The organism is Janthinobacterium sp. MP5059B (assembly GCF_001758645.1).
GTDB classification, from domain to species: Bacteria; Pseudomonadota; Gammaproteobacteria; order Burkholderiales; family Burkholderiaceae_D; genus Janthinobacterium; species Janthinobacterium lividum.
Genome location: NZ_LRHX01000009.1, coordinates 128,074 through 144,692, shown reverse-complemented (window position 1 = coordinate 144,692; position 16,619 = coordinate 128,074). Strand labels below are relative to the sequence as shown.

The following is a 16,619-nucleotide window of genomic DNA, read 5'->3' as shown; positions in this document are numbered from 1 at the left end:
GTGTTTGAAAATATACTCGTTGGATATTTAGCCGTACGGCAACAAAGCTGCCATTCTGGCAAGCGCCAGCGTACGCGCCACCCAGTGTTTAGATGAAAAGAGATGCCAATTGAAATGCCTTTCCTGCCAGGCCGAGAATAAGCCGGGCGCAAAATTCTGTTCTTCCTGCGGCACGACGTTTGCCGCCGCTCCTGCCGCCGCCCCGCTGCCGGGCAAAGCCTGTAGGCAATGCGGCCATGACTGCAAGCCCGATGCCAAGTTCTGCCCCAAGTGCGCATTCAGCTTTGCCGTGGCGCCAGTGGCGTCGCCGGCACCGGCTCTTGAGCCGATTATTGAGCCCATTCCTGAGGTTATTCCTGAGCCGATTCCTGAACCAGTGCGTGTGTTCGTTCCTGAGCCCGTGCCTGTGGCAGAAGTGGTCGCGGAAGCTGTCCCGGAACCGATTCCCGTTTCCATCCCGGCGCCAGTCGCGCCGCCGCCACCGCCCGTGCTGGAAAAGCGCCGTGCCGATCCCGTGCCTGCACCGGAACCAGAAGCCACTCCCGCACCCGTGGCAGACAACGTTCCCGACATGCCGGTTGACAGCCAAACGGGCGGCAACCGCATGAAACTGGTCGCCGCAGCCGTCGCCGCGGTGGTGCTGCTGGGCGGTGCGGGCGCTTACTATTTCTTGTCCGGCAAGCCAGCTGCACCGGCATCCGAACCCGCTCCAGCCTTGCCCGCGCTGGAAGACCCTGCGCCTGCCGCCGAGCAGCCGCTGGCCATCAGCGACCCTGCGCTCGATGGCCCCGCGACGGCCGATTTTGCCGCGACACCTGCCGCGGCTGCGGACGAACCCGCGCCAGTACCGGCGGCAGCGCCTGCACCGGTGCCTGCTCCGGCACCCGATCCGGCACCTGCACCGGCACCCGAGCCGGCACCTGCACCGGCACCCGTCGTGGAAAAACCAGCCAAGCCCGTCAAGGTGACGCCGCCGGCCGCGCCTGCCAGCAAGCCTTCCGGTCTCGAAAGCGTGATCACGGACAGCCTGTCGGAAGCGAGCCATTGCATGAGCCAGCGCAAATACGATTGTGCCATTGCCAACGCGAATGCCGTGTTGCGCATGGACACGGGCAACCGCTACGCGCTCGACATCAAGCGCAAGGCGAAAGAAGCGCAGGACAAGGCGCTGTCGCAAATCCAGATCGAGTAAGCCGCGCTGCTTGCCTTCCATTCCTATTTTGATCTTTCCGGAGAATAACGTGAAAAACTTGAACCAAATGGCCAAGCCCCTGGTGGCGATGCTGGTCGTGTCCTCGATGCTGGCCGGCTGCGCCGCACCGGGCGGCCCTGGCGCCACCGGCAATAGCACCGCCGCCGGCACGGAAGCGGCCAGCGGCGAATGCAATACGGCCATGCTGGCCGGCATCGGCGCCGTCGTGGGCGGCTTGCTGGGCGGTGGCAACAATACCGTGCGCGGCGCGGCGCTGGGCGCCAGCCTGGGCGCGCTCGCCTGCGTGGCCTTGAATTATCAAAGCCAGCAAGTCAAGACGGCGCAGCAGGTGCAGACCGACTACAAGGTGGCCAACAAGGGCAAGTTGCCCGAGCAGTCGACCCTGGTGAAATACGAGACGGGCTTTACGCCGGCGTCCGTGCGTCCGGGCCAGAAGGCGCAGACCAATTCGTATATCGAAGTGGCGGCCGGCACGCGCGATCCGAACCCGTTGGTGGAAGAGGAATTGAGCCTGTACAAGCCAAATGGCGACTTGATCAAGACCGTGCGCAAGGTGGTCAGCAGCAATAACGGCAGCGGCGCCTACAAGGGCGGCTTCTCGATTCCCATGCCGGAAGGCGTACCGCAGGGCATTTACCCGGTGCGCACGGCCCTGTACCTGAATAGCAAGCGCGTCGGCGGCCAGGACGTCAAGCTGCAGATCGTCCAGCGCCAGGCGCCCGCGAGCGAACTGCAACTGGCGCTCGCCTACTAACACCTTGGTACCACGGGGCGGCCCGGCATGCCGCTCCATTCCCGATTCATTTCCACTAGGCTTTACATGACCACTTCCACCGAAGCACATAACCCTCTTCCCTTTTCTTCCGCCGTGGGGTCGCTGATCGAAGCGACCGATGCCATCAAGAACTTCCGCGCGATTGCCTTGCTGGCCCTGACCTTCATCGGCGCCGTGCTCGTCGGTGGCGTGCTGGCGACGCTTGCCGGCGGCATGAGCAGTCCGCTGCTGGCCTTTTTCGGCGGCTTGATGGCCTTCCTCGTGATGTTCTACGGTTCCAACGCCGTAGGCATCCTGCTGATGCGCGATGCGCAAGGCCAGCCGGGCATGAGCCTGGTCGATGCCGTGCTCGTTTCGCTGTACACGAGCCACCGCCTGATCGCGGTCGTCTTCCTTGAATTCTTGATCGTGCTGGCGGCCATGATCGCCATCGCCATCATCTTGTTCGTGTGCAAGATTCCCGTGCTCGGCCCCGTGCTGTACACGGTCGTTTTCCCGCTGTCGGCCATCGTGCTGGGCGTGCTGGTGTTTGCGCTGTTCTACGTGATGCTGCCGCTGGCCGGCCCTGCCGCCTGGTCGGGCGCCACCGTGTTCCAGATCATTGCCCGCCTGAACCTGATCGTGCGCACCAAGCTGGTGTCCGTGATCCTGCTGGAAGTGCTGCTGTTCCTGATCACCTCGTTTGTGGCCCTGCTGATCTTTGGTGTGCTCGGTACCGGCGTGTCGCTGACCAGCGGCATGTCCGCAGGCATCCTGGGCCTGGGCGGCCAGATGAACATGTATTCCCTGGCTTCGGGTCTGAGTGGCGGTTCCGGCTACATCATCGCAGCCGGCCTGGGCGGCGGCTTGCTGCTGGCGGCTGCGGCCGTAGTGCCTGGCCTGATCTTTACCAAGGGCGTGTGCATCATTTACCTGAACGCTACGCGCAATGTCGATTTCAGCGCCTCGGAAGCAAGCCTGAACGACGGCCTGGCGACGGTCAAGAAAAAAGCCGAGGAAGCGCGTGAACGCGCGCGCGCCCTGGCCGAGCAGGCGACTGCCCCAGCCGCACCTGCCACGCCGGCGGCCGTACCTGTTGACAGCCTGCAATGCCCAAGCTGCAAGGCACCGGTCGCGTCCGATGACGTGTTCTGCGGCGAATGCGCGCATAAACTCAAGTAAGGCATATCATGGCTCACTTCTGCACCAAATGCGGCACCGCCTATGTCCCCGGCGCGCGCTTCTGCGATGAATGCGGCAAGGCCGTGAACGCCGCAGCAGCCGCGCCGGCGCCCGCCGCGCCGGCCAGGCCGGCTGGTGTGCAGCGGCGCAACCTCATCCTTGCCGGCGGTGCGCTGGCGGTGGTCATCGTGGCCGGTGGCGCCCTGGCGTGGCTGCTGGCGCCAGAGGCTGCCTCGGCCAGCAGTTTCAGCCGCGCCATCGATACTCACCTGGCGGCCGACGAGGCGGTGCGCGACAAGCTGCTGTGCCTCACCAACTTGCCGTACCAGAAGGAAGAGATCCGCGTGGCGTCGTACGACACTTCTACCCGGCAATGGCTGGATATTCTCGTGCGTAGCGGACTGTACAGCGCTCCCGTGGAACAAAGCAGCGGTGGCTGGGTTGCGCAATCGCAATTTGTCTACGCGCTGGCCGCGCCGGGCAAGGCGGCCTTGCGCGGCGACAAGCTGTGCGTGGCCAAGGGCGTGAAAGTGGCCAAGGTCAGCGGCTACGATCAGGTGCGCGACCTGGGCGCACAGCACGTGGCGATGGCCAAGGCCACCTTGGCATTGACCGATGAGGCGGCATGGTTCGCCAAGTCGGCGGACCGCGCGCTGATCCTGCAACGCTTGCCGGATGGCGACCTGGAAGTGCGGTTGCCGCTGGCGCTGGTCGACAAGCAATGGCAAGTCATCGACGAAGCGCAGATGAGCCAGGCGGCCATGACCGGTGTGATAGGCACAGCGCCGGCCGGGCAGGGCGCGGGCATGCTGGACAAGCTGAAGAGCGCGTTCCGCTTTGGCGGCCACCCAGCGGTGGGGAAATGGCAGGCGGCGATGGGCAATGTCCTGGAATTTACAAGTGACAGCGTGATCAATAACGGGACGTCGACCAAGGCCACCTTCACCACCAAGGGCAATACCGTGACGATCGCGCCGGAAGGCGCGGGCGAAGCGGCCATGGACATTATCGTCAGCGACGATGGCAGCACGGCGCAGATCAGCATGGGCGGCATGCGGGTGACGACCCTGCGGCGCATGCGCGATTAAGCGGCGATCCAGGCGGTGCAGCTTGCCGCCGTGTATCCTTCGCGGAGCCCGGCCATGCCGGGCTTTTTTACGCTTGTCAGCCGATGGTGCAGCGAATGATTTATCTTGACATCAAGATAGTTCGCGCCCACACTCGCTTTATCTTAATATCGAGATAGTTGTATGGCCTCTTCCTTCGTCCGTCCCGCCTGGGGCGACATTCTGCTCACGGCGCTGGCGCCCCTGATCTGGGGTTCCACATACATCGTCACGTCCGAACTGCTGCCGCCGGACCGGCCCTTCACGGCGGCCCTGATCCGCGTGCTGCCGGCCGGCTTGCTGTTGCTGCTGCTCATGCGGCGCCTACCCGCGCGGCGCGACTGGATCCGCGTACTGCTCCTGTCCGCGCTGAATATCGGCGTGTTCCAGGCCTTGCTGTTCGTGGCCGCCTACCGCTTGCCGGGCGGCCTGGCGGCCGTGGTGGGGGCCATCCAGCCGCTGCTGGTGATGGGCCTGGCCTGGGGCGTGGAAGGGCGCCGTCCGGCCCGTCTGGCCTTGCTTGCCAGCGTGCTGGGCGTGGCCGGCATGGGCGTTTTATTGTTGTCGCCGCGCACGGTATGGGAACCCGTCGGCATCGCCGCCGCGCTGGGCGGCACGGCGTGCATGGCGGCCGGCACCTACCTGACGCGGCGCTGGAAGCCGGACTTGCCCGTGCTGGCGCTGACGGGCTGGCAATTGCTGCTCGGCGGCCTGATGCTGGCGCCCGTCGCCTGGCTGGCCGATGCACCGCTGCCGGCCTTGTCGCTGCAGCAAGTATTGGCCTATGCCTACCTGTGCCTGGCCGGCGCCCTGCTGGCGTATGCGCTGTGGTTCCGCGGCATCGCCCGCCTGTCGCCCGTGGCCGTGTCCTCGCTGGGACTGCTCAGTCCCCTGATGGCCGTCGTGCTGGGCTGGGCCTTGCTGGGCCAGGCCATGACGGGCTGGTCGATGCTGGGCTTGCTGCTGGTACTGGCCAGCGTGCTGGCCGTGCAGTGGGCCAGCGCCCGTCCAGTAGCAGATCAGGCCGCTGTCAGGCGCCAGATGCCATAGGGATTGCTGAACAGGTCGTCGTCCGGGTAGGGCTGGCCATCGGCCGCGTGCACGCGGTAGCGCGGCGCATCCGCCGCTGCGCGGAAAGTCTGACCGTCCTGGATGCTGGGCGTTTCGCTAAATAGGTAGTGTGTAAAGGTGTGCAAGACTTGCGCGGGCGACTCGCAGTCGTGGCGCGTGATGATGGCGTCGTGCAATCCGAGATTGTGCATGCCGCAGGTATAGCAGTTATCTGCGTCACCGACATAGGCTACCAGGGCGGTATGTGCACTGAACATTTGTAGATGTTGCGTAAAGTGCAACCAAGCATCCGGCGCATGCGCGATGCCGCTGCTCTCCACCTTGACGCCAAAGCCGCCCGCCTGCAGCAAGCAGCTGGCCGCCAGCATCATCGCCTCGGCGTTGGGGCGCGAGCCGCCCTGGCCTTCTAAATACACCACCGTCCGGTGTGTGCCGATCAATTGCATGGAGGGCGTGTCGCGCCAGTGGTAGCCTACGGCGGCAAAGGCATGTGGCATGCGCGGGTCAGCGTGTTCTTGCACCACCGTGCAGCTAAAACCTGATTCCATGTGCATCAATACACTACCTGCAAACAGATATGAGTCGTCGCTGTGCATGATCGCCTGACGCAGTGCGTCGTGATCCGCCCAAGGACCAGGGATGCACAGGACGAGTTGTGGTGCGGGCAGCGTGTGGTGCATGGGGGAAAGTCTCGGTTGGAGAAGGCCGTATTCTAGATGATCTAGCAAGGTGGCGAGTAGTGTAAGTAGCCTTGCCCGCTCTGTGAATGGTGACGTTCCCGCGCTTTTTTGCTGCACCGCACATACAGTTTTGCTTGCACTGGTATGGGGCATTGAGGCACTATTCGCTTCGCGCAAACGTTTGCGCGCAACGAATTTCCTAAAAAGCATGCAGTACACGTGCTTGACCAACAACTCTGGAGACGCTCATGACATCCCGTATTCGCCTGAAAATGATTGCCGCCGCTGTCCTCGTGTGTGCCTTGCCCGCCGTGCCGGCGATGGCGCAAACGCCAGCCAAACCAAAGGTGGCATTGGTGATGAAGTCGCTCGCCAATGAATTTTTCCTGACCATGGAAAATGGCGCCAAGGCGCATCAGAAGGCCAATGCCGCCAAGTACGACTTGCTGTCGAACGGCATCAAGGATGAAACGGATACGTCTAGCCAGATCAAGCTGGTCGAGCAAATGATCGTTTCGCGCGTCAACGCGCTGGTGATCGCCCCGGCCGATTCGAAAGCGCTGGTGCCGGTGCTGAAGAAAGCCATCGACGCAGGCATCATCGTCGTCAATATCGACAACAAGCTCGACGCGGGCGCCCTGAAAGAGAAGGGCATTTCCGTGCCATTCGTCGGCCCGGACAACCGCAAGGGCGCCAAGGTGGTCGGCGATTACCTGGCCCAGCAGATCAAGAAGGGCGACCCCGTCGGCATCATCGAAGGCGTGTCGACCACCTACAATGCGCAGCAGCGCACCCTGGGCTTCCAGGACGCCATGAACGCGGCCGGCGCCAAGGTCGTCAGCGTGCAGTCGGGCCAGTGGGAAATCGCCCCCGCCAATACGGTGGCGGCCGCCATGCTGAACGCCAATCCGAATATCAAGGCTTTGCTGTGCGGTAACGACAACATGGCCATCGGCGCCATTTCCGCCATCAAGGCGGCCGGCAAGACGGGCAAAGTGCTCGTCGTCGGCTACGACAACATCAACGCCATCAAGCCGATGCTGGCCGATGGCCGCGTGCTGGCTACCGCCGACCAGTTCGGTTCGCAGCAAGCCGTGTTCGGCATCGAGACCGTGCTGAAAGCCCTGGCGCAGAAGAAGAAACAGGCCGAGCTTGGTGGCGTCATCGAAACCAAGGTCGAACTGGTCGCCAAGGGCGCCAAGTCCTGATCGTTTGATCCCGCCGGGGCCGGCGCCTGCGTACTCACCGAGTAGGCGGCGCCGGCCCCGCCGCCACTACCGCGGAGTTTTATCATGCCCACCGACATTTCACCGGCGCCAGCCGCCATCCCCTTGTTAACGCTCGACAACATCGGCAAGTCCTATGTCGGCCCCGTCCTCGGTGGCGTGGGTCTGCGCTTTGCCCCTGGCCAGGTGCTGGCGCTGACGGGAGAGAACGGCGCGGGCAAGAGCACGCTGTCGAAGATCATCTGCGGCCTGGAACAAGCCACCACGGGCACGATGCTGCTCGACGGCAAGCCTTACCAGCCCGCCTCGCGCGGCGCCGCCGAAGCGCTGGGCATCCGCATGGTGATGCAGGAACTCAATCTGATTCCCACCCTGTCGATCGCGGAAAACCTGTACCTGAAAAACCTGCCGCAGCGTTTCGGTTTCATCGACCGTACGCGCCTGGAGCGCGACGCGCGCGAACAGATGGAGAAAGTGGGCCTGGGCGGCCTCGACCCGTGGACTTTGGTCGGCGAACTGGGCATCGGCCACCAGCAGATGATCGAGATCGCGCGCAATCTGATCGGCGCCTGCCGCCTGCTGGTGCTCGACGAGCCGACGGCCATGCTGACGCACCGCGAAGTGGAATTGCTGTTCCTGCAAATCGAACGCCTGAAAGCCGACGGCGTGTGCATCATCTATATTTCCCACCGCCTGGAAGAACTCAAGCGCGTGGCCGACCGTATCGCCGTGCTGCGCGATGGCCAGCTCGTGTGCGACGACGATATCGCGGGCCACTCCGCCGCCGACCTGGTCAGCCTGATGGTGGGCCGCTCGGCCGACGATGCCGTCGACTTGAGCGGCCGCACCATCGGCGCGCCGCTGCTGCGCGTGCGGGGCTTGGCGCGCGGCAAGGTCGTCAACCCGACCTCGTTCGACTTGCGCGCCGGCGAGATCCTCGGTATCGCCGGCCTGATCGGCTCGGGCCGCACGGAATTGCTGCGCCTGATCTTTGGCGCCGACCGCGCAGACGCCGGCGAGGTGTTCCTCGGCGACAGCGCGACGCCCGCCGCCTTGCACTCGCCGCAGGCCGCAGTGAAAGCGGGCATCGCCATGATCACGGAAGACCGCAAGGGCCAGGGCTTGTTGCTGCGCCAGTCGATTGCCGTCAACACGACCCTCGCCTCGCTCGACACCGTCAGCGGCGCCGGCTGGCTCAGCGATACGGCCGAAGCATCGGTGGCCGACGACTATATCCAACGCCTGGGCATCCGCTCGCGCAACAGCGCGCAAACGGTGGCCGAGCTGTCCGGCGGCAACCAGCAAAAGGTGGTGATCGCCCGCTGGCTGTACCGCGACTGCCCCGTGATGCTGTTCGACGAGCCCACGCGCGGCATCGATATCGGCGCCAAGTTTGATATTTATCAGGTGCTGGCCGAACAGGCGCGCCAGGGCAAGGGCCTCGTCATCGTCTCGAGCGACTTGCGCGAACTGATGCTGATCTGCGACCGCATCGCCGTCATGAGCGCGGGCAGCATCGTCGACACCTTCGAGCGCGGCGCCTGGAGCCAGGACGCCCTGCTGTCGGCCGCCTTCTCCGGCTATTTGACCCCCACTTCCACTCCAGCTGCGGCCTGATCCGCCGGAAAGATTCCCATGACCACCAATTCCTCTCCTTCGTATCTGCAGCGCAGCCTGGCCGACCTGAAAAACTATGCGGGCCTGATCGGCGCCCTGGTCGCCATGTGCGTGCTGTTCTCGTTTGCCAGCGAAAACTTCTTTACCCTGGCGACCTTGAGCACCCTGTCGAACAACATCCCGACCCTGGTGGTGATGGCGGTCGGCATGACGTTCGTGCTGATCATCGGCGGCATCGATTTATCGGTCGGTTCCGTGATGGCGCTGGCCGCTTCCGTGCTGTCGCTGGCCGTCGTGCACTGGGGCTGGCCCGTGTGGAGCGCCGCCCTGCTGGGCATGTTCGTCGCCGCCCTGTGCGGCGCCACCACGGGCCTGATTTCCGTCGGCTGGCGCATTCCCTCGTTCATCGTGTCCCTGGGCGTGCTGGAAATGGCACGGGGCCTGGCGTATCAAGTGACGAACTCGCGCACGGAATACATCGGCAGCGCCGTTGACGGCATCAGTTCGCCGATCGCGTTTGGCCTGTCGCCCGCTTTCATCGCCTCGATCGCCATCGTTGTCATCGGCCACCTGGTGCTCACGCGCACGGTGCTGGGACGCCACTGGATCGGCATCGGCACGAATGAAGAAGCCGTGCGTTTGTCCGGCATCAATACAAAACCGTCGAAAGTACTGGTGTTTGCCTTGATGGGCTTTCTCGCCGGCGTGGGCGCGCTGTTCCAGGTGTCGCGCCTGGAAGCGGCCGACCCGAACGGCGGCGTGGGCATGGAATTGCAAGTGATCGCCGCCGTCGTGATCGGCGGCACGAGCCTGATGGGTGGGCGCGGTTCCGTCATCAGCACCTTTATCGGCGTATTGATCATTTCCGTGCTGGAAGCGGGCCTGGCGCAAGTGGGCGTGTCCGAACCCGTGAAACGCATCGTCACGGGCCTGGTGATCGTCGCGGCCGTGGTGCTCGACACCTACCGCCGCCGCGGCGAACGCGCCTAAGCGCCACATCGCCCATGGCAACCATCAAGCAAGTGGCGCAGGCGGCGGGGGTGTCGTTTACCACCGTCTCGCACGTCCTCAACAATACCCGCCCCGTCAGCGAAGAGGCGCGCCGCGCTGTGCTGGCGGCGGCGGAGCAATTGCATTACGTGCCCAGCGCGCTGGCGCGTTCCCTGCGCAGTCGCAGCACGGGCACTATCGGCCTGATCATTCCGAATAATACGAACCCGTATTTTTCGGAAGTGGCGCGCGGCATCGAGGACAGTTGCTACGCGGCCGGCTACAGCGTGATCCTGTGCAATTCCGATGACGACCCCGTCAAGCAGCGCGACTATCTGAACGTGCTGCTGACCAAGCGCTGCGACGGCCTGATTCTGTCCGCGCTGGCCGACAGCGATGGCGAATTGCTGCGCAAGATGAAGGTGCCGGCCGTGCTGCTCGACCGCGCGCCCAGCGACCTGTCCATCGATGCCGTGGCCGTCGACAACCGCGCCGGCGGTGCCCTTGCCGCGCGCCATCTGCTGGAGCTGGGACGCCGGCGCCTCGCCTGCATCGCCGGTCCCCGTGAAGTGAGCATCTCGAATGAACGCATAGCCGGCATGCGCGGCGCCATGGCGGACGCGGGCGTGGCTCTGGCCGATACGCTGTGCCGCCATGGCGATTTTACGAGTGCGGGCGGCTATGCGGCCGCGCTGGACTTGCTGGCGCTGCCGCCAGGCCAGCGCCCGGACGCCTTGTTCTGCTGCAATGACTTGATGGCCTTCGGCGCCTTGCGCGCCGCCGCCGAGCGCGGGATTGCCGTGCCGGGCGAACTGGCCGTCGTCGGCTTCGACGATATCGACCTGGCCAGCTTCGTGCATCCGGCCTTGACCAGCGTGGCGCAAAATACGCGCGAACTGGGCCGCATCACGGCCGCCTGCCTGCTGGCGCGCATCGCCGATCCCGCCTTGCCGCGCCAGCAGCGCAGCATTGCGCCCGCACTGCACGTGCGCGGCTCCAGCGTGGCTGCCGCTGTAACTTCTTCCGCACCTACTTCTTCACCTGCAACTGAACTGATGGGAATGACATCATGATCGTGGTTATCGGCAGCATCAATATGGACCTGGTCTTGCGCGTGCCGCGCATGCCCCTCCCCGGCGAAACCCTGACGGGCGGCGCTTTTCGAACCATTCCTGGCGGCAAGGGCGCCAACCAGGCCGTCGCCTGCGCCCGCCTGAGCGGCAAGGTGGCGGGCGCCCAGCAAGTGGCCATGGTCGCTTGCGTGGGCGACGACGCGTTTGGTACGACCTTGCGCGCGGCGCTGGTGGGCGACGGCATCATCGATAGCCACATCACCACCTTGCCGGGCGTGGCGTCCGGCATCGCTTCCATCCTGGTGGACGACAACGGCCAGAACAGCATCGTCATCGCCGGCGGCGCCAACGATCTGCTCAGCCCTGCGCACATCGACGCTGCGCAAGGCTTGATCGAACAGGCGGATATTGTCGTGCTGCAGCTGGAAACGCCGATGGCTACCGTCGTGCACGCGATCAAGCTGGCCCGTTCGCTGGGCAAGACCGTGGTGCTGAACCCGGCCCCGGCCGCCAGCCTGCCGGAAGGCGTGCTGGAACTGGTCGACTACCTGATCCCGAATGAAATCGAAGCGGCCATGCTGGCCGGCGTCAGCCCGGAAGGCGCGGATGCCAAGGCGCTGGCCGCCGCGCTGCAAAAGCTGGGCAGCGACAACGTCATCATCACCCTCGGTTCCAAGGGCGTGCACGCGGCCCTGTACGGCGGCGACTTCACCTTCCCCGCCGAAGTGGTGAAAGCCGTCGATACGACGGCCGCCGGCGACACCTTCATCGGCGGTTTTGTGGCAGGCCTGGCATCCGGCATGGACGAGGCGGAAGCGATCCAGCAAGGCCAGCGCGCGGCCGCCTGGAGCGTCACCAAGCCCGGCGCGCAAACGTCGATCCCCCACTTGCACGAGCTGTTCTAACGACACCACGCCCATGAAAAAATCACCGCTGCTCAATATCGCACTGTCGCAACTGATCGCGTCGCTGGGCCATGGCGACATGCTCGTCATCGGCGACGCGGGCTTGCCGTCGCAACCGGGCGTGCCCCTGATCGACCTGGCCCTGACGCGCGGCATCCCCGGCTTCATCGATACCGTCAACACGGTATTAAGCGAAATGCAGGTGGAATACCATTTGCTCGCCAGCGAGTTGCCGCAGCATAATCCGGCCATGGCGGCGCAGGTGGCGGCCCTGGCTTTGCCCGATGCGCGCCAGGTGACGCACGACGAGTTCAAGCAATTGAGCAAGGGCGCGCGCGCCATCGTGCGCACGGGCGAGTGCAGTCCGTACGCCAACGTGATTTTGGTGGCCGGCGTCGTGTTCTAGCGCAAACAAACGCGAAATTGTTTGCCAAAAACATCAACGCTATTGTCCTCACTGAAATAATTATCCATCGGCAAAAGGGGCGGCTACAATAGCCTTACCCCTGCCAGCTCGGCAGCTTCCTGTGGTGTTCCGCCATGCCGATGAAAGCCCCCGACGCTTTCCGCTTTGTCTTGCCGCTCGCCGGCAGGCTGGCGCACGGCTGGCGCGGCTTTTTCCTCCTGCTGCTGTGCCTGGCCACACCAGCCCGGGCGCTGGAACCCGTTACCCTGCAACTCAATTTCACGCACCAGTTCCAGTTCGCCGGCTATTATGCGGCCATCGAGCAAGGCTATTACCGCGAGGCGGGGCTGGAGGTCAAGCTGGTCGAAGGCGGTGGCGGACGGCTGGCCGAGGCGGCCGTGCTGACGGGCCAGGCCGAGTATGGCGTGGGCAACAGCAGCTTGTTGCTCAGCCGGCTGGCGGGCAAGCCCGTGGTGGTGCTGGCCGTGGTGTTCCAGCATTCGCCCAGCGTGCTGCTGATGCGCCAGCATGGCGGCGCGCCCGACGTGCGCAAGCTGGTGGGGGCGCCCGTCATGATCGGTGCGGCCACCGACGTGGCGCTTGCAGCCGATGAAGTGTCGCTGTTCCTGGCGAAAATGGGCGTCGCGCCGCAACAGATGCGCCACTTGCTGCCCAGCTACCGTATCGAGGATTTGATCGATGGCAAGGTCGATGCGATTGCCGCATATTCCACCAACGAACCGGATTACCTGGACCGGGCGGGCTTTTCCTACTACCAGTTTACGCCGCGCACGGCCGGCATCGATTTCTACGGCGACAACTTGTTTACCAGCGAGCACGAAATGCGCCGCCATCCCGAACGGGTCAAAGCGTTCCGCGCGGCCAGCTTGCGCGGCTGGCAATATGCGATGGCGCACCGCGAGGAAATGGCGCGCGTGATCCTTGCCAAGTACAGCCAGCGCCACGACCGCGCGCACCTGCTGTACGAGGCGCAGCAGATGGAATTGCTGCTGCAGCCCGTGCTGGTGGAGCTTGGCTACATGAATCCCCAGCGCTGGCAGCACATCGCCGACACGTATGCCAGCATGGGCGTGCTGCCGCGCAATGCCACGGACAGCCGCGTCTACAAGGGGTTTTTGTACCGTGCCGTGCCAGGCGCCGATCTGGGCTGGCTGTACCTGTCGCTGGGCCTGGCGGGCAGCTTGCTGGCCGTGTCGGCCGCCTTTCACTTCAATAACCTGGCCCGCGAGCGCCGCCGCACGGAGGACACCATCCGCCAGGGAGAATTGCGCTTTCGCACCATGTTCGAGGAAGCGCCCATGGGCATCGCCCTGATCGATACCGTGAGCGGACAGTTTCTCGACATCAATCCGCGCTACCTGGCCATCAGCGGGCGCAGCCTGGAACACATGAAGCAAACGAGCTGGATGGAAATCAGCCATCCCGACGATGTGGCCGGCGAGCAAGAGCAGGTGGCGCAGTTGCTGGCGCGCAGTCTGCAAGGCTTTCGCCATGCCAAGCGGATCGTGCGGCCCGATGGCGGCGTGGTGTGGGTCGACGCTTCCGTGACGGCCATCGCCACGGCGCGTCACGGCGGCCCGCACCACCTGTGCATGCTGGAAGACGTGACGGACAAGCGGCAAACGGAAGCGCTGATCTGGCAGCAAGCCAATTTCGATACCCTGACGCAATTGCCGAACCGGCGCATGTTCCACGAGCGCTTGCGCCAGGCGCTGGCCCAGGGGCGGCGCGATGCGAGCCGCGTGGCCATCCTGTTCATCGACCTCGACCACTTCAAGGAAGTCAACGACACCCTGGGCCACCACCAGGGCGATATCTTGCTGATCGAGGCGGCGCGGCGCATCCGCGTGGGCGTGCGGGAGACGGACACGGTAGCGCGCCTGGGTGGCGATGAATTCACGGTAATCCTGTCCGACCTTGATGATCTGCAGCAAGTTGACCGCATCGCGCGGCAGATACTCGACGGCTTGCTGGCGCCGTTTCTGCTGGGACAGGAGCAGGCGTTCGTCTCGGCCTCGATCGGCATCACCCTGTATCCGGACGACGCGGGCACGATCGAGGACTTGCTCAAGCAGGCGGACCAGGCCATGTATGTGTCGAAAGGGGCGGGGCGCAACCGCTACAGTTACTTTACGCCTGCCATGCAGGTGGCGGCCGTCAACCGCATGCGCATGGGGGCGGATTTGCGCACGGCCCTGCGGGAACAGCAGATGCAGCTGTATTACCAGCCCATCGTCGAGCTGCATAGCGGCAAGCTTGCCAAGGCGGAAGCCTTGCTGCGCTGGCACCATCCGCAGCGGGGTGTGGTCTGCCCGCCGGATTTCCTGGCGCTGGCCGAAAGCAGCGGCCTGATCGTGGAGATCGGCGACTGGGTGCTGCACACGGCGGCCGCGCAACTGCTGCACTGGCGCGCGCAAGGCCATGCCATCGGTTTGCCGGGCCTGCAACTGTGCCTGAACCAGTCGCCGCTGGAGCTGCAGCGCGAAGTGGAGGCGCCCGGCACCTGGCTGCGCCAGCTGATGGCGCTCGATGTGCCGGCCTCGGCCATCGTGCTCGACATGCGCGAAGATGTACTTTTACCTAGCGGCAATAGCATGGCGCCCCGCTTGCAGCACTTGCGCGAAGCGGGCCTGCAGATCGCCCTCGACGACTTCGGCAGCGGCCATGCCTCGCTGACGCAGCTGCAGCAGTGCGGCATCGATTACCTGAAGCTCGATGGCGTGCTGGTGCGCAAGCTGGCGCCCGGTGCCAGCGAACTGGTGCTGTGCGAAGCCATCGTCACCATGGCCCACAAGCTGGGTTTGCAGGTCATTGCCGAAGGGGTGGAGACCGAAGAGCAGCGCGCGCGGCTGCTGGAGATCGGCTGCGATTTTGCGCAAGGCGAGCTGTTTGCGCCGCCGCTGACCATCGAAGCGTTCGATGCCCTGCTGCATGCGCAGCGGCCCTTGCACCCTTGAAACAGGCGTCGCCGGCCACCAGATCTGACGCAAGCCTGCGGGACAGGGCTCCCGGCTTGAACGGGCTTATACTCGACGGGCTGGCGCCTGCGCCCGGCTTTGCTGTCACCGGTACCTACACCGGGTGCGCAGGCAATATTTCTTCCATTCACTCAACTCGAGGTGACCTCATGGGCATTTTCAGCAATATCTACAACAAGATCTTCCACCATTCGTCCGACGCTGCCCCGGCAGCCACGCCGGCCGCCGCCACGACAGCACCTGCCGCAGCACCGGCGGCCGCACCTGCACCTGCTGCGCCAGCGGCTGCCGTGCCCGTGGTGGACGTGGAAGTGGTGCTGGTCGACCTGGCCAGCAAGAACGCGGAAAAACTCAATTGGCGCACGTCCATCGTCGACCTGATGAAACTGCTTCAACTCGACAGCAGCCTGGCTTCGCGCAAGGAACTGGCGCAAGAGCTGCATTTCACGGGCGACACCAATGATTCGGCCAGCATGAATATCTGGCTGCACCGCCAGGTGATGATCAAGCTGGCGGAAAACGGCGGCAAGGTACCGGACGAACTGAAGAACTAAACACCTGGCGGCGGCAGGGGTATCCACTGTCACCGCTATCCAATCCTGTGGGAACTGCCTATCATGGAGCTCCCATGGCGTCGTGATAGCTAAAACTAATTGAAACTATTGTGACAATCAATTTTGCATATGGAATAAAACCCCTTACACTAGGGTCTTACTGATTCACCACACGAGAGGAAATGACTATGTCGCTCATCAATACCCAAGTTAAACCATTCAAGGCAACCGCATTCCACAATGGCAAATTCGTCGACCTGACGGAAGCGTCGCTGAAAGGCAAGTGGTCGGTATTCGTGTTCTACCCAGCCGACTTCACCTTCGTTTGCCCAACCGAACTGGAAGATCTGGCCGATCACCACGCTGAATTCCAGAAGCTGGGCGTCGATGTCTACGGCATCTCGACCGATTCGCATTTCGCGCACAAAGCATGGCACGACACCTCGGACGCGATCAAGAAAGTGCAATACGCACTGATCGGCGACCCAACGGGTACCCTGTCGCGCAACTTCGAAGTCATGATCGAAGAAGAAGGCATGGCACTGCGCGGTACCTTCGTCATCAACCCGGACGGTTTCATCAAAGTACTGGAAGTGCATGACAACGGCATCGGCCGTGACGCATCGGAACTGTTGCGCAAAGTTAAGGCAGCTCAATACGTTGCCGCTCACCCAGGCGAAGTTTGCCCAGCCAAATGGACGGAAGGCGCAGCAACCCTGACCCCATCGCTGGACCTGGTTGGCAAGATCTAAGTCTCGATGCAGCACGTAGCAAACAAGTAGTTACCGCGATGCCGGACCGGGCGTCCGGCCCGGCATTCGCCTAAATATTTGTAAAGGAAGA

The 16,619-nt window shown here is 63.9% G+C and carries 16 protein-coding genes; 14 read left to right on the top strand and 2 right to left on the bottom strand.

The genetic code is table 11. From position 1 onward, the window contains the following. Window positions 1–27: 27 nt before the first annotated feature. Window positions 28–342: a hypothetical protein gene (locus JAB1_RS30280; protein ID WP_070280147.1), complete on the bottom strand. Its 315-nt coding sequence runs from the start codon at window positions 340–342 to the stop codon at window positions 28–30. A gap of 40 nt (window positions 343–382) precedes the next feature. On the opposite strand from JAB1_RS30280, the gene JAB1_RS12555 reads away from it, so the two are divergent. The 5 genes from JAB1_RS12555 to JAB1_RS12535 all read left to right on the top strand — a co-directional run bounded on the left by JAB1_RS12555 (window position 383) and on the right by JAB1_RS12535 (window position 5,305). Beyond that, window positions 383–1,192 carry a hypothetical protein gene (locus JAB1_RS12555; RefSeq protein ID WP_254672082.1) on the top strand — a complete coding sequence of 270 codons (810 nt, stop codon included), beginning with the start codon at window positions 383–385 and terminating at the stop codon, window positions 1,190–1,192. A gap of 49 nt (window positions 1,193–1,241) precedes the next feature. Further along, on the top strand, window positions 1,242–1,967 hold the full coding sequence (locus tag JAB1_RS12550) for a hypothetical protein (protein WP_139144539.1): 726 nt from the start codon (window positions 1,242–1,244) through the stop codon (window positions 1,965–1,967). A gap of 66 nt (window positions 1,968–2,033) precedes the next feature. After that, on the top strand, window positions 2,034–3,149 hold the full coding sequence (locus tag JAB1_RS12545; protein ID WP_139144538.1) for a zinc ribbon domain-containing protein: 1,116 nt from the start codon (window positions 2,034–2,036) through the stop codon (window positions 3,147–3,149). A gap of 8 nt (window positions 3,150–3,157) precedes the next feature. After that, entirely contained in the window at window positions 3,158–4,237 is a 1,080-nt protein-coding gene (locus tag JAB1_RS12540; RefSeq protein WP_070280143.1) for a zinc ribbon domain-containing protein, read from the top strand. 162 nt (window positions 4,238–4,399) lie between these two features. Next, entirely contained in the window at window positions 4,400–5,305 is a 906-nt protein-coding gene (locus JAB1_RS12535) for an EamA family transporter (protein ID WP_070280142.1), read from the top strand. Here JAB1_RS12535 and JAB1_RS12530 read toward each other — a convergent pair. Next, on the bottom strand, window positions 5,275–6,006 hold the full coding sequence (locus JAB1_RS12530; protein WP_070280141.1) for a DUF4261 domain-containing protein: 732 nt from the start codon (window positions 6,004–6,006) through the stop codon (window positions 5,275–5,277). The genes JAB1_RS12535 and JAB1_RS12530 overlap by 31 nt on opposite strands. A 272-nt stretch (window positions 6,007–6,278) precedes the next feature. Between JAB1_RS12530 and JAB1_RS12525 the strand changes: the two genes are divergently transcribed. From JAB1_RS12525 to ahpC, 9 genes are all read left to right on the top strand, one after another. After that, window positions 6,279–7,214: a sugar ABC transporter substrate-binding protein gene (locus tag JAB1_RS12525; RefSeq protein WP_225317250.1), complete on the top strand. Its 936-nt coding sequence runs from the start codon at window positions 6,279–6,281 to the stop codon at window positions 7,212–7,214. 84 nt (window positions 7,215–7,298) lie between these two features. Next, on the top strand, window positions 7,299–8,849 hold the full coding sequence (locus JAB1_RS12520; RefSeq protein WP_052140025.1) for a sugar ABC transporter ATP-binding protein: 1,551 nt from the start codon (window positions 7,299–7,301) through the stop codon (window positions 8,847–8,849). 18 nt (window positions 8,850–8,867) lie between these two features. Continuing rightward, window positions 8,868–9,839 (top strand): ABC transporter permease, encoded by a 972-nt coding sequence (locus JAB1_RS12515; RefSeq protein WP_034780885.1) that lies wholly within the window; start codon window positions 8,868–8,870, stop codon window positions 9,837–9,839. Window positions 9,840–9,853: 14 nt separating this feature from the next. Next, window positions 9,854–10,912 (top strand): LacI family DNA-binding transcriptional regulator, encoded by a 1,059-nt coding sequence (locus tag JAB1_RS12510; RefSeq protein WP_070280140.1) that lies wholly within the window; start codon window positions 9,854–9,856, stop codon window positions 10,910–10,912. Then, complete coding sequence (gene rbsK, locus JAB1_RS12505) at window positions 10,909–11,817, top strand: ribokinase (protein WP_070257812.1); 909 nt, start codon at window positions 10,909–10,911, stop codon at window positions 11,815–11,817. The genes JAB1_RS12510 and rbsK overlap by 4 nt, the downstream gene beginning before the upstream one ends. Window positions 11,818–11,830: 13 nt before the next feature. Further along, window positions 11,831–12,223, top strand: a complete 393-nt coding sequence (gene rbsD, locus JAB1_RS12500) for a D-ribose pyranase (RefSeq protein WP_034780878.1) — start codon at window positions 11,831–11,833, stop codon at window positions 12,221–12,223. A gap of 134 nt (window positions 12,224–12,357) precedes the next feature. Beyond that, window positions 12,358–15,201 (top strand): EAL domain-containing protein, encoded by a 2,844-nt coding sequence (locus JAB1_RS12495; RefSeq protein ID WP_254672074.1) that lies wholly within the window; start codon window positions 12,358–12,360, stop codon window positions 15,199–15,201. A 170-nt stretch (window positions 15,202–15,371) separates the two neighbouring features. Continuing rightward, window positions 15,372–15,776 (top strand): DUF3597 domain-containing protein, encoded by a 405-nt coding sequence (locus JAB1_RS12490; protein ID WP_034780875.1) that lies wholly within the window; start codon window positions 15,372–15,374, stop codon window positions 15,774–15,776. Between the two features lie 188 nt (window positions 15,777–15,964). Beyond that, entirely contained in the window at window positions 15,965–16,528 is a 564-nt protein-coding gene (gene ahpC, locus JAB1_RS12485; RefSeq protein WP_034780873.1) for an alkyl hydroperoxide reductase subunit C, read from the top strand. The last annotated feature ends 91 nt before the right edge of the window (window positions 16,529–16,619 follow it).

Bases quoted from the DNA above. Each gene is read 5' to 3' on its own strand.
- JAB1_RS30280 (WP_070280147.1), bottom strand. From the start codon at position 342: ATGGGCTCAATAATCGGCTCAAGAGCCGGTGCCGGCGACGCCACTGGC.
- ahpC (WP_034780873.1), top strand. From the start codon at position 15,965: ATGTCGCTCATCAATACCCAAGTTAAACCATTCAAGGCAACCGCATTC.
- JAB1_RS12520 (WP_052140025.1), top strand. From the start codon at position 7,299: ATGCCCACCGACATTTCACCGGCGCCAGCCGCCATCCCCTTGTTAACG.
- JAB1_RS12540 (WP_070280143.1), top strand. From the start codon at position 3,158: ATGGCTCACTTCTGCACCAAATGCGGCACCGCCTATGTCCCCGGCGCG.
- JAB1_RS12515 (WP_034780885.1), top strand. From the start codon at position 8,868: ATGACCACCAATTCCTCTCCTTCGTATCTGCAGCGCAGCCTGGCCGAC.
- JAB1_RS12490 (WP_034780875.1), top strand. From the start codon at position 15,372: ATGGGCATTTTCAGCAATATCTACAACAAGATCTTCCACCATTCGTCC.
- JAB1_RS12545 (WP_139144538.1), top strand. From the start codon at position 2,034: ATGACCACTTCCACCGAAGCACATAACCCTCTTCCCTTTTCTTCCGCC.
- rbsD (WP_034780878.1), top strand. From the start codon at position 11,831: ATGAAAAAATCACCGCTGCTCAATATCGCACTGTCGCAACTGATCGCG.
- rbsK (WP_070257812.1), top strand. From the start codon at position 10,909: ATGATCGTGGTTATCGGCAGCATCAATATGGACCTGGTCTTGCGCGTG.
- JAB1_RS12510 (WP_070280140.1), top strand. From the start codon at position 9,854: ATGGCAACCATCAAGCAAGTGGCGCAGGCGGCGGGGGTGTCGTTTACC.
- JAB1_RS12530 (WP_070280141.1), bottom strand. From the start codon at position 6,006: ATGCACCACACGCTGCCCGCACCACAACTCGTCCTGTGCATCCCTGGT.
- JAB1_RS12525 (WP_225317250.1), top strand. From the start codon at position 6,279: ATGATTGCCGCCGCTGTCCTCGTGTGTGCCTTGCCCGCCGTGCCGGCG.
- JAB1_RS12495 (WP_254672074.1), top strand. From the start codon at position 12,358: ATGCCGATGAAAGCCCCCGACGCTTTCCGCTTTGTCTTGCCGCTCGCC.
- JAB1_RS12535 (WP_070280142.1), top strand. From the start codon at position 4,400: ATGGCCTCTTCCTTCGTCCGTCCCGCCTGGGGCGACATTCTGCTCACG.